The organism is Arthrobacter sp. KUASC02, from assembly GCF_059739395.1.
Map to the genome: position 1 here is coordinate 4,598,076 of NZ_AP046053.1, position 12,025 is coordinate 4,610,100.

Genomic DNA, 12,025 nt, shown 5'->3' on the forward strand with positions numbered 1-12,025 from the left:
CGGGCCGGGGCGTGCATCAGCGACTTAGGACCCTAGCGGAGGCCGCGGAAGGGGCGCACCCTTGGGGTAGGACTTGGCGCACGAACAGCAGGCCACGGAGGGAGCAGCCATGATGTGGGGTTACGGTCCGGACATGGGCTGGATGTGGCTGTGGGGCGTGCTGATGCTGGTGGGCATAGCCCTGCTCGTCCTGGTTGCAGTGCGCTTGTTCGCCGGCGGCCGCGGCGGGTTCCAAAGCGGCGGCTTCAACCACCCTGGTCAGCCGGGACCCGGCGGTCCTTGGCCGGGCCCCGGCGGTCCCGGATTTGGCGGGCCAGGATTTGGCGGAGCCGGGGGACGCAGCCGGGCCCGGCAGATCCTCGACGAACGTTTTGCCAAAGGGGAGCTGACCGCTGACCAGTACCGCGAGCAGGTCAGGGTACTCGGCGAGGAACCGTAGTGCCTCCTGCCAGCGTGCCGCCCGCGGACCCGCAACCGGACCTGCCACCGGGCCCGCAACAACCCGCCAGTACGCCACCGGACCTGCCACCCGTCAGGCCGCAACCCCTAGCGCACCATCCCGTCCTCCGGCCCCTGAGCCGGCGCAGCGCCCTGCTTCTGGGCGGTCTCGGGGCGGCCGCCACGGCGGCGGGTGGAGCAGGGCTGTGGTGGTCGCTGGCCACCCGGTCATCGTCCAGGACGGCCCCCGTAACCGGAGCCGAACTGTCCCAGCCATCCGAGCTGCGCAGTTCCGGAGGCAGGCTGGAAGTCCGGCTCGAGGCGGGCCCCGGCCAGTTCCAGCTCGCCGGGCAGCAGGTCCGGACCCTTGGCTATAACGGGGGGATTCCGGGTCCCACACTTCGCCTGCGGCCGGGCGACCTGCTGAACGTCCGGCTGGCCAACAACCTGGACCAGGCAACAAACCTGCATGTCCACGGACTGCACGTCTCCCCCGAGGGCTCCGGGGACAACGTGTTCGTTATGGTAAATCCGGGCGCCGTCCATGAGTACGAGTACCGGCTGCCCGCGGACCACCCTCCGGGAGTGTACTGGTACCACCCGCACCACCACGGCACGGTTGCCGACCAGATTTTCGCCGGACTCTTTGGCGCGATCATCGTGGAGGACCCGGAACCCATCGCAGTCAGCGCCGAGCGCGTACTGGTCGTTTCGGACACCACACTCGACGGCGCAGGAAACGTTGCCCGCGTTTCGCAGATGGAGCGGATGCTGGGCAGGGAAGGCGAAATCGTCCTGGTCAACGGACAAAGCAATCCGGGCTTCACCGCAGTGCCGGGGACGCGCGAGCGGTGGCGCATCATCAACGCCTGCGTGGCCCGCTATCTGTCGCTGCGGCTGGACGGCCAGCAACTGCAACTGCTGGGAATGGACTCGGGCCGGTACCGTACGCCGTCGGACGTGGAGGAACTGTTCCTGGCACCCGGCAACCGGGCCGATCTGCTGGTGACCACAGCCGCCGGAAACGCAGTGCTGCGGGCCGCGTATTACGACCGGGGCACCATGGCCGGCATGATGGGGCAGGGCCCCGGGCCCCGGCAGACAAGCCGGCCGGGTGCGGCAGCCGCGGCACTCGCAACGTTGCGAGTGGCGGGAAGCGCCGCACCCTCAACAGCGTCGCCGCCGTCGCCGCTGGTGCCGTCCCCCTCGCCCCAGACGCCGTTGCCTGCCGTGAGGGAACCGGACGACCTTAGGACAGCCGCCGTGGCTGCGCACCGGCAGCTCACCCTCTCCTCCGGCGCAGGCATGGGAATGGGCATGGGCGGGGGCATGATGGGCTTCACCATCAACGGCCGCGAGTTCAGCCCGGCCAGGACGGACACCACGGTGGCGGCGGGGAGCGTGGAGGAATGGACGCTGACCAACCCCAGCCCCATGGACCATCCGTTCCACCTGCACGTCTGGCGGATGCAGGTCGTTGAGGAGGGCGGCCGCCCGCTGGAACAGCCGGAGTGGCGGGACGTGGTCAATGTCCCGGCGCAGGGTCGGGTGAAGGTCAGGGTGGCGTTCAACGACTTCGCCGGCCGTTCCGTCTACCACTGCCACATCCTGGATCACGAGGACCTCGGAATGATGGGCGTGATCGAAGTCCGTTAGCAGGAAGCTGTTGCCAAACATACCCCCAGGGGGTATGTTTGCGGTTAATCAAGGCCATCAAGGGTGACGTCCCAAAGGAGCGCATTATGGACCCCCGCCACGGTGCAGGCCCATTGAAAACAGGATTGAACGCAGCGCCGAATGACGGCCAGCCGCACGCTGGCCACACCGGCCATACCAGCAGTCCCGGCCATCCCAGCGATCCCGGCCAGCACGCACCGGATCACGCCATGCACCAGGGCCGTCATCCCGACGGCAAGGGGCCTGTTGACGACGAGCACATGGTCCACAGCCACGGCCAGCACGCCGGGCACAGCGTGGCGATGTTCAAGAACAGGTTCTGGCTGACCCTTGCCCTGGCCGTACCAGTGGTCTTCTTCAGCCCGATGTTCGGTGACCTCCTGGGTTACATGCCGCCGGCCTTCCCGGGTTCCAGCTGGATTCCGCCGGTCCTGGGCACGGTGATCTTCGTGTACGGCGGCCAGCCGTTCCTCCGCGGCGGGTTCAACGAACTCAAAGCCCGGAAGCCCGGCATGATGCTGCTCATCGGCATGGCCATCACGGTGGCCTTCGGCGCGTCCTGGGCCACCAGCCTGGGGATCGGCGGCTTCGACCTGGACTTCTGGTGGGAACTCGCGCTCCTTGTTGCCATCATGCTGCTGGGCCACTGGATCGAGATGCGGGCGCTCGGCTCGGCGCAGGGGGCACTGGATGCCCTGGCCGCCCTGCTTCCCGACGAGGCCGAACGCATCACGGACACGGGCACCGAAACGGTGGGGGTCTCCGAGCTCCGGTCCGGCGATCTGATCCTGGTCCGCTCGGGCGGGCGGATGCCGGCGGACGGCACCGTGAGCGAGGGTCAGGCTGAGTTCGACGAATCCATGATCACGGGTGAATCCAAGACCGTGCTGCGTTCGCCGGGCGACCCTGTGGTGGCCGGCACGATCGCTACGGACAATGCCGTCAGGGTGCAGGTGACCGCCATCGGCGAGGATACGGCCCTGGCCGGGATCCAGCGGCTTGTTGCCGAAGCGCAGGCGTCCTCCTCCCGGGCACAGGCCCTCGCTGACAGGGCGGCGGCGTTTCTTTTCTACTTCGCGGCCGGTGCCGGCGCCATCACTTTCGTCGTGTGGACGCTGCTGGGCAGCCTTCCCGACGCCGTCACTCGCACCGTGACGGTGCTGGTCATTGCCTGCCCCCACGCACTGGGTCTCGCCATCCCCCTGGTGATCGCCATCTCCACGGAACGGGCGGCCCGGGCAGGCGTGCTGATCAAGAGCCGGATGGCGCTGGAGCGCATGCGGACCGTCGACGTCGTACTTTTCGACAAAACCGGGACCCTGACCAAGGGTGAGCCTGAAGTCATGGACCTCGCCGCAGCTGATGGCACGGACCGGGACGGGCTCCTGGCCCTGGCCGCCGCCGTGGAATCGGACAGCGAGCACCCGGTGGCCCGGGCCATCGTCGCCGCCGCCCGCAGCCGGGGCCTGACTATCCCGGCAGCCAGCGACTTCAGCTCCATGACCGGCCGCGGCGTCCGTGCCAGCGTTGACGGGAGAACCGTGTACGTGGGCGGTCCGGCCCTGCTCCGTGAACTGGGAGCCGCCGAACCGCCCGCGCTCACCGCCGTCACGGGAGCCTGGATGGACCGCGGGGCCGCGGTCCTCCACGTCGTGGACGACGGCGGGCGGGTACTGGGCGCCGTCAGCCTCGAAGACGCCGTGCGACCGGAGTCCCGGCAGGCCGTCGCGGCCCTGCAGAACCGCGGCATCAAGGTGGCCATGATCACCGGGGATGCACGACAGGTGGCCCGGGCCGTCGCGGCGGACCTCAGGATCGATGAGGTGTTCGCGGAAGTGCTTCCGGCGGACAAGGACAAGAAGGTCGCCGAACTCCAGGGGCGCGGGCTCCGGGTGGCCATGGTGGGCGACGGCGTCAACGACTCCCCCGCCCTGGCCAGGGCGGAGGTGGGGATCGCGATCGGAGGAGGGACCGACGTGGCGGTGGAATCCGCCGGCGTGGTCCTGGCCGGCAACGATCCGCGGGCGGTGCTGTCCATGGTGGACCTGTCCCGGGCAAGCTACCGCAAAATGTGGCAGAACCTCGTCTGGGCCACCGGCTACAACATCCTGGCGGTGCCGCTGGCTGCCGGGGTGCTCGCCTTCGCCGGGGTGGTCCTCTCCCCCGCGGCCGGCGCCGTGCTGATGTCCGCCTCGACAATTGTGGTGGCCCTCAACGCCCAGCTGCTGCGCCGGCTGAAGCTCAATCCCGCCCAGGTGCGCTGAGCAAGGGAGGAACCGATGCCGGAAACCAGCGCCGGAAATTCCTCCTACGGGCAATACTTTGCCCGCGTGGGTCCGCGCATGGACGCCCGCGGAGCGGCAGCCCACCGCCGGCGCCTCGTCGGGGCGGCCTACGGCGCCGTCGTCGAAATCGGGGCCGGCTACGGCGCCACTTTCCCCTTCTACCCCTCGGCCGTGACCGGGGTGCTGGCGCTCGAACCGGACGCAACGCTGCGGGCGCTGGCGGTGGCCGAGGCCGTCAAAGCCCCGGTTCCCGTCACGGTTAACGACGGCGTGGCGGAGGCCCTCCCTGCGGGCGACGAATCCGTGGACGTGGTGGTCTCGAGCCTAGTCCTGTGCAGCGTGGCGGACCAGGCAGCAGCGCTGGCCGAGGTACTGCGGGTTCTCCGGCCCGGCGGCCTCCTGCTGTTCTATGAACACGTCCGCTCGGCACACCGGGTGCTCGCAGCCGTCGAGGACCTGCTCACACCGCTGTGGAGCCGGCTCGGAGGAGGATGCCACCTGAACCGAGACACCGCCGCGGGAATCGCGGCAGCGGGGCTCACGCTGCAGGACGTGGAGCGCTTCGGCTTCTCTGCCCTCCCGGGCAATCCGCGGGTCGCCCACATTCTTGGCACGGCGGCCAAGCCCCGGGAATAGGCCCCCGGCTCAGGGATCGCCGGCAGGATGCTCCCGGGAAAGACAAAGAAGGGCGCCTGCCGCAATGGCAGGCGCCCTTCCGGGAAGCAACGGTCGGCCGTTAGGCCTTGCCGCCGCCCGGCAGTGCCAGCTTGAAGACCTTGGCCCAGGTGGAGCCGACCTGCTTCCACATCGGCCCGGTGGTGTACGGCAGGCCGTAGCGCTTGCAGATCTCCTGCACCTTCGGCGCCACCTCGGCATACCGGTTGGACGGAATGTCCGGGAAGAGGTGGTGCTCGATCTGGTGCGACAGGTTGCCGGTCATCAGGTGCATGAGCTTGGAACCGGAGATGTTGGCCGAGCCGATCATCTGCCGGACGTACCAGTCGCCGCGGGTCTCACCTTCCACCATTTCCTCGGTGAAGGTGTCCGTCCCCTCGGGGAAGTGGCCGCAGAAGATCACTGCGTGGGCCCAAACGTTGCGTACCGCGTTGGCCGTCAGCGTGCCGTAGAGGGCCTGCTTGCCGGAACCGGTCAGCATGGCAACCGCGGGGGTGGCGGCGTAATCCTTGGTGAACTGCTTTAGCGCCTTGACGCCGAGTGCCTTGAGGTCCTTGACCAGGGCTTCCTTGGACTTGTTGCCGTCCTTGAAGTCCTGCAGCTCGAGGTCGTAGATCGCGATGCCCCACTCGAAGACCGGCGCCAGGATCGCGTTGTACAGCGGGTTGCCGAGGTTGAACGGCTTCCACTCCTGCTGGGGGTCCATGCGCAGGAGGTTGTATCCGACGTCATTGTCCTTGCCCACCACGTTGGTCCAGCGGTGGTGCAGGTCATTGTGCGTGTGCTGCCAGGCGCGGGCCGGGGTGACGAAGTCCCATTCCCAGGTGGTGGAGTGGATGTCCGGGTCCCGCATCCAGTCCCACTGGCCGTGCAGCACGTTGTGCCCGATCTCCATGTTTTCGAGGATCTTGGCAAGGCTCAGCAGGGTGGTGCCGGCAAACCAGGCACCCTTGTTCCGGCTGACCAGGAGCGTGGCGCGGCCAGAGATCTCCAGGGCGCGCTGGATCTTGATCATGCGGCGGATGTACGCCGCGTCGGAGGCTCCGCGCTTGGCCAGGATGTCGTCCTTGATGGCGTCGAGTTCGCGCCCCAGTTCGGCCACCTGCTCGTCGGAGAGGTGCGCCGCGGCCGGCGGTCGGACCAGCGGGCTGCCGGAGGTGGCCAGCGCCCCCCGACGGGTCTTGGCAGCCTGGGCGCCGGCGGCAGCCGCAGCTGCGCCGTCCGCCTTCAGGGCAGCATCGTCGCGCGAGGACGGCACAACGGCGTCTTCCGTGGTCTCGGCTTCGTGGTTAGTAACTATTGCCATGCGGTGGTGCTCCTCAAATGTCGAGGTTAACGGGTCCGGCGGCTGCCGATACACACGTCTGGATTAGTTGGCCCGGCTCGCCGTGGACTTCGCCGGTGCGGAGGTCGCGGACATGCCCCGCCCGCAGGGGGATGAGGCAGCTGTGGCAGATGCCCATCCGGCAGCCGCTGGGCATCAGCACGCCGGCGTCTTCGCCGACGTCGAGGAGCGGCGTGCCGCCGTCTGCCTCCACCTCGCGGTCGGAGGCTTCAAAGGTGACCAGTCCGCCGTCGTGCCCTGCACCGGCCGCCAGGCTGGTGGTGAAGCGTTCGATGATGAGGTTGATCGGGTCGGCCGCAAACGGCCCTTCCGGCTGGTGGGACCCACCGGCTTCGGAACCGGTGGAACCTTCGGCCGCCGCTGCGGCTGCTTCTGCGGACCACAGCGCCTCGGCGTCGTCCAGGAAACCCTCGGGCCCGCAGGCATAGGCTGCGCGGTGGCGCCAGTCCGGGCAGAGTTCGTCGAGGACGGCGGCGGAGGAAAAGTCCACCCGGCCGCGTTCGCCGGTGAACCAGTGCGTGACCTTGAAGTTGGGGAACTGGTCGGCAAGCTCGGACAGCTCTTCCCGGAAAATGCTGTCTTCCGGGGTCCGGGCTGAATGGATCAGGACGACGTCGGCATCCGGACGGTGCGGCACCAGCGTGCGCACCATGGACATGACGGGGGTGATGCCGCTGCCGGCGGTAAGCATCAGCAGCGGGCGGGGGTGCTCGGGGAGGACGAAGTCGCCCTGCGGCGGCGCCAGGAACAGGACATCACCGGGGCGGGTGTCGCGGACCAGGACGCCGGAAACGGCGCCCACGTCGGTCACCGTGATGGCAGGGTCCTGGCCGGCGGGGGCGCTCAGCGAATAGGAACGCCAGTGCCGCACGCCGTCGAGTTCGACGCCGATGCGCGCCCATTGGCCGGCCTGGTGGGCTTTCCAGCCGCGGCCGGGACGGAAGAAGATAGTGGCGGAATCGGCCGTCTCGGCGACCACCCTGGTAACCACGCCGCGCAACTGGCGGGCGGAAAACACAGGATTGAACAGCGACAGAATATCTTCTGGAGCTAGCGGGGTGGTCAGTACAGATGCGGCGCGCGCCAGCTTACGGAGCCGGATCATGTTATTAACCTTATGTTGGATCGAGGCATATTTCTTCTCCCAAGGCATACGATCGAACGTTCTAAACTGTTCCCCCGAAACAACTTATGGAAGTCTCTCATGAACCCTCCGGCCTCGAAGAGTCCTGCAGCCCCCGCGTACGATCCGCCGTGGCTGGCCCTGCCCCGGGAGGTCAGCGACCTGCTGCGACCCAGGATGCCGGGCATTGTGGAGGCCATCATCGACGCGGTTCCGCAGCTGGTTCCGGCCTACGCCAGGCCCATCGAGGGCCGCTTCGGACGCGGCCTGCGGCGCGGGGTGGCCGCGGCGCTGGAGCGCTTCCTGCAGCTGCCCGGCACCCGGCTGCCCGCCCTGTCCGAGGAGAGCCGGGAGCTCGTGGCAGGCCTTGGCAGCGGCGAATTCCGCCAGGGGCGCAGCATGGACGCGCTGCTGAGCGCCTACCGCATGGGTGCCCGCGTAACGTTCCGGGAAATGTCGAAGATCTCGATGGAAAAGGACCTGGGCCTGAGCGTTGTGGTGGACCTGGGCGAATCGATCCTGGCCTACATCGACGAGCTGTCCGCCGTGAGCGCCGAGGCCTACGCCTTTGAACAGTCCGAGCGCGCGGGAGCGGTGGACCGGCGCAGGACCGAGCTGCTGGAGCTGCTGCTGATGGGCCAGGCGGACGAAGCCGCCCTGCGGCAGGCGGCATCCATGGCCGACTGGTCCCTGCCGGCGAGGCTGGTGGTGGTCACGCTCCCGCTGGACCGGTCGGCAGGGCTCCGGCTGCAGCTGGGCCCGGGAACACTGGTGGTTGAACGCGAAACGGACGCCGTGGCGCTTGTCCCGGCCAGGAAATCCGATGCCGCCCGGGCTGCGCTGGAGAAGGCGCTGAAAGGCAGGTCCGCTGCCGTGGGTCCGGCGGGCGGCTGGGAAAAGGTGCCGGATTCCCTGCGGCTGGCCGTGCTCGCAGCCTCCGTGCTGCCGCCGCGCGAAGGCCCCGAGGATCCGCCGATCTGGGCGGACGACCACCTGGCGCAGATCGTCCTCGGCTCCGAGCCCTCGGCCATTGCCGAGCTGGCGGAGCGCAGGCTGGCGCCACTGGAAGGCCTGCGTCCGGCACAGCGCGAAAGGCTGGCGGAGACCCTGCTCTCCTGGCTGCGCCACTGGGGCCAGCGCGCTCCGGTGGCGGCCGAGCTGGGCATCCATCCGCAGACCGTGGGCTACCGGGCGGCGCAGCTGCGCGAACTCTTCGGGGAGGCGCTGGAAGACCCGCGGGCCCGTTTCGAGCTGGAACTGGCCCTGCATGCGGGGCGGCGCTAGGAGCCCGGTCATCTGCCGGCTGCCAGCGCGCTCCGGCTTTGCAGCCGCAGCTCAAGGTCGTTCATCACGATCGCGGCCAGGTCCTCCAGCGTGCGGATGTCCTCCGCCGTGAACTCCCGCGGCTCCCGGTCCAGGATGCAAAACGTGCCGAGGTTGTAGCCGTCGGGAGTGCGCAGCGGAACACCGGCGTAGAACTGCAGGCCGAATTCGCCTGCAACCAGCGGATTCGCCAGCGTCCGCGGGTCGGTGAGGGCATCCGGGACCACCCAGGCCTCGTCCTGGAGGATGGCGGACGCGCACAGCCCCGGGTCCCGCCCGATCTCGCCAACGTCGGTGCCGTGGTGGGCTTTGAACCAGATCCGGTCGCGGTCCACCACGCTGACGATCGCCACGGGCACGGAGAACATCCGGGCGGCCAGGCCCACGATCCGGTCGAACGTTCCGTCCGGGGGTGTGTCCAGGATCCGGTAACGCTCGACGGCGAGCATCCGCGCCTCTTCGTTCGCGCGCCCATCCGACGCAGAAACGTCCGACGCGGAAACATCCGACGCAGAAACGTCCGATGCAGAAACGTCCGACGGCGGTGCGTCGGCGGCGGCCGGTGTCCGCCTGCTCCGGCGGCGGCCGGCAGCGCTGATGACCTCCTGCCGGAGGGCGAGGGAAACTTCCCGGGCAGCGGGCCTGGCGGACGGCTCCCGGGACAACATGGAGGTGAGCAGTGCTGCCCATTTGGGTGCGACGCCCTCGGGAATGTGGGGATCCCGCAGCAGCCGCGCCATGGCCGAGGCGATCGGCGCCCCGGGGTAGGCGGGTTTGCCGGTCAGCCCTTCGAGCAGGACCAGCCCCAGGGAATACACGTCACTCGCCGGACCCACCGGCTCGCTGGCGGCCTGTTCCGGGCTGAGGTACTGCGGGGTTCCGGAGCTTTCCGCGGGGCCGCTCTGCCGACCCTCGCCGAGGATCATGGCCACGCCGAAGTCGCTCAGCTTGGCCCGTGGCCGGCGGTCATCGATGTTGTAGTCCACCAGGAGGATGTTGGCGGGCTTGACGTCGCGGTGCACGATGCCGTGGTGGTGGATGTAGGCGAGCCCGTCCGCAAGGTCGTGGCCGATCAGCGCCAGGTGTGCCGCGGAAATGGGGCCCTGGGCCGTGCGTTGGCGCAGGTCCGGGCCGCGGACCAGTTCCATGACCAGGTACGTGCGGCGGTGCCGCGGATCGCTGAGGTCCGCACCGGCGTCCAGCAGGGTCACCAGCGCGTGGTGGCTCATTCCGGCCAGGATGCGCACTTCCTCGCCCTGGCGGCGGGTGTGGTCTACGTTCCCTGGATCGTCCCGGAAGAGCTTCACCGCAACGTCACGCTGCAGGAGTTCATCGAAGGCCCGGTAGACGCCCGATTGGCTCCCCCTGCCGATGAGGACGTCAATCCGGTACCGGCCGCTGAGGAGGTAACCGGGTTCCATGCTCGCAGCCATGATGGCCTCTCAGCTATTAATTTAATAAGTATGCTTATGATATCCCGGCGGCGGCCGCCCGCGTGACGCCGGGCCCGCTATTTGGCGGGGTTGTGCGTGCCGATGGGCACGAGGGTCAGGTCGGGGTGGTTCTTCTCAATCCGGCGCAGCGCCCAGACGTCATTGAACAAGGCGAGGTATTCGCCGTCGGACCTCAACAGCACCTCCGCGCCGGGGACGTTGGCCAGCGTGGGCATGGCATCCGCCGTCGAAATCCTGGCCATCGAGTACGGGAGCCGCTCCAGGCGCATGGGGGCGCTGAAGTCGTGCGCCATCCGGTCCTCCACCACTTCGAACTGCATGGGGCCGACGGCGGCGAGGACGGGCGCCTGGTCACCGCGGATGTCTGAGCGGAGCACCTGGATGACGCCCTCGTGCTCAAGCTGCTCAATGCCGCGGCGGAACTGCTTGAACCGGCTGGGGTCCTTGGAGCGTGCCACCTGGAAGTGTTCCGGCGCGAACAGCGGGATCGCAGGGAACTCCACGGGCTCTTCCAGGAACAGGCTGTCGCCCACCCGGAGCGAGGAGGCGTTCACGAGTCCGACGACGTCGCCGGGGAAGGCTTCGTCGATGACCTCGCGCTCACGGCCGAACACCTGCTGGGCGTACTTGGTGGCGAACGATTTGCCGGTGCGCGTCTGCGTGACCACCATGCCGCGTTCGAAGACACCGGAGCAGACCCGGATGAAGGCGACGTGGTCGCGGTGGGCCTTGTTCATGCCGGCCTGGACCTTGAAGACGAAGCCCGCGAAGGGGGCATCGACGGGCCGGGGGTCGCCGTCGACGTCGGGCCGCGGCGCCGCGGGCGGGGCGAAGTCCACCAGCGCGTCCAGGATCTCCTTGACGCCGAAATTGAGGGCGGCGGAGCTGAAGAGGATGGGCGTTGCCTTGCCCGCGTAGAAGGCGTCGGTGTTGAACTCAAGGTTGGATTCGATGACCAGCCCGGCTTCGTCCACGGCGTTGGACCAGTCGTCCCCCTGGCTGGCGGCGGCTTCTTCCGGGGTGAAGTACTCGGTCAGCGCGATGTTGGCGCCGGCGTTGTTGCGCTGGAACCTGGCGAAGCGGTCGTTCCGGAGGTCCCACACGCCGCGGAAGTCACCGGAGATGCCCACCGCCCAGGTCAGCGGCATGGGCTGGAGGCCGGTGCGCTCGGTGATTTCGTCCATCAGCGCCAGTGCATCCAGGCCGGGGCGGTCCCACTTGTTGATCACCGTAATGATGGGCAGGTTGCGCTGCTTGCAGACCTCGAAGAGCTTCATGGTCTGTGTTTCCAGGCCCTTGGCGGCGTCAACCAGCATCACGGCGCAGTCGACGGCGGCCAGGACGCGGTAGGTGTCCTCCGAGAAGTCGGCGTGGCCGGGGGTGTCCAGGAGGTTGATCACGGTGTCCCGGTAGGCGAACTGCAGGGCGGCCGAGCTGATGGAGATGCCGCGGTCCTTTTCCATCTGCATCCAGTCCGAGACTGTTTCCTTGCGGTTGGCCTTGCCGCTGGACGCGCCGGCCGTGCCGATCACCTTCGCGTGCAGGGCCAGGGCTTCGGTGAGCGTGGACTTGCCGGCGTCAGGGTGGGAAATGACCGCGAAAGTCCGACGCCGGGCCGCCTGCTTGTGAATCTCCTGGACTCGGGCGGGGCTAAGGACTTCTTGAGACACGGTGCTACTTTCGCTGCGACAGGGGGGGTGGGCTG

9 protein-coding genes are annotated in these 12,025 nt (G+C 68.5%); 5 read left to right on the forward strand and 4 right to left on the reverse strand.

Translation table 11 applies throughout. The features are described 5' to 3' along the window. Positions 1-109 precede the first annotated feature (109 nt). The 4 genes from AC6JAC_RS21140 to AC6JAC_RS21155 all read left to right on the forward strand — a co-directional run bounded on the left by AC6JAC_RS21140 (position 110) and on the right by AC6JAC_RS21155 (position 5,036). Positions 110-439: an SHOCT domain-containing protein gene (locus AC6JAC_RS21140; protein WP_454697332.1), complete on the forward strand. Its 330-nt coding sequence runs from the start codon at positions 110-112 to the stop codon at positions 437-439. 134 nt (positions 440-573) lie between these two features. After that, the gene (locus AC6JAC_RS21145) at positions 574-2,094 is read left to right on the forward strand and encodes a multicopper oxidase family protein (RefSeq protein WP_497966899.1); all 1,521 of its coding nucleotides are present in this window, start codon (positions 574-576) and stop codon (positions 2,092-2,094) included. An 86-nt stretch (positions 2,095-2,180) separates the two neighbouring features. Further along, entirely contained in the window at positions 2,181-4,379 is a 2,199-nt protein-coding gene (locus AC6JAC_RS21150) for a heavy metal translocating P-type ATPase (RefSeq protein WP_497966526.1), read from the forward strand. Positions 4,380-4,394: 15 nt separating this feature from the next. Further along, positions 4,395-5,036 carry a class I SAM-dependent methyltransferase gene (locus AC6JAC_RS21155; RefSeq protein WP_497966528.1) on the forward strand — a complete coding sequence of 214 codons (642 nt, stop codon included), beginning with the start codon at positions 4,395-4,397 and terminating at the stop codon, positions 5,034-5,036. Positions 5,037-5,136: 100 nt separating this feature from the next. Here the strand turns inward: AC6JAC_RS21155 and AC6JAC_RS21160 are convergent, their stop codons facing one another. Both AC6JAC_RS21160 and AC6JAC_RS21165 read right to left on the reverse strand, forming a co-directional pair. Next, positions 5,137-6,381, reverse strand: coding sequence for a fatty acid desaturase family protein (locus AC6JAC_RS21160; RefSeq protein WP_231511132.1), 1,245 nt, complete (start codon positions 6,379-6,381; stop codon positions 5,137-5,139). Between the two features lie 13 nt (positions 6,382-6,394). Next, positions 6,395-7,525, reverse strand: a complete 1,131-nt coding sequence (locus AC6JAC_RS21165; protein ID WP_028270359.1) for a ferredoxin reductase — start codon at positions 7,523-7,525, stop codon at positions 6,395-6,397. Between the two features lie 99 nt (positions 7,526-7,624). On the opposite strand from AC6JAC_RS21165, the gene AC6JAC_RS21170 reads away from it, so the two are divergent. After that, complete coding sequence (locus tag AC6JAC_RS21170) at positions 7,625-8,827, forward strand: PucR family transcriptional regulator (RefSeq protein WP_347894062.1); 1,203 nt, start codon at positions 7,625-7,627, stop codon at positions 8,825-8,827. Positions 8,828-8,835: 8 nt separating this feature from the next. On the opposite strand, the gene AC6JAC_RS21175 is transcribed toward AC6JAC_RS21170, so the two are convergent. Next, positions 8,836-10,299 (reverse strand): GAF domain-containing serine/threonine-protein kinase, encoded by a 1,464-nt coding sequence (locus AC6JAC_RS21175; protein WP_497966531.1) that lies wholly within the window; start codon positions 10,297-10,299, stop codon positions 8,836-8,838. Between the two features lie 77 nt (positions 10,300-10,376). Next, the gene (locus tag AC6JAC_RS21180; protein ID WP_028270357.1) at positions 10,377-11,990 is read right to left on the reverse strand and encodes a peptide chain release factor 3; all 1,614 of its coding nucleotides are present in this window, start codon (positions 11,988-11,990) and stop codon (positions 10,377-10,379) included. Positions 11,991-12,025: the final 35 nt, after the last annotated feature.

Bases quoted from the DNA above. Each gene is read 5' to 3' on its own strand.
- AC6JAC_RS21170 (WP_347894062.1), top strand. From the start codon at position 7,625: ATGAACCCTCCGGCCTCGAAGAGTCCTGCAGCCCCCGCGTACGATCCG.
- AC6JAC_RS21155 (WP_497966528.1), top strand. From the start codon at position 4,395: ATGCCGGAAACCAGCGCCGGAAATTCCTCCTACGGGCAATACTTTGCC.
- AC6JAC_RS21140 (WP_454697332.1), top strand. From the start codon at position 110: ATGATGTGGGGTTACGGTCCGGACATGGGCTGGATGTGGCTGTGGGGC.
- AC6JAC_RS21165 (WP_028270359.1), bottom strand. From the start codon at position 7,525: ATGATCCGGCTCCGTAAGCTGGCGCGCGCCGCATCTGTACTGACCACC.
- AC6JAC_RS21160 (WP_231511132.1), bottom strand. From the start codon at position 6,381: ATGGCAATAGTTACTAACCACGAAGCCGAGACCACGGAAGACGCCGTT.
- AC6JAC_RS21175 (WP_497966531.1), bottom strand. From the start codon at position 10,299: ATGGCTGCGAGCATGGAACCCGGTTACCTCCTCAGCGGCCGGTACCGG.
- AC6JAC_RS21150 (WP_497966526.1), top strand. From the start codon at position 2,181: ATGGACCCCCGCCACGGTGCAGGCCCATTGAAAACAGGATTGAACGCA.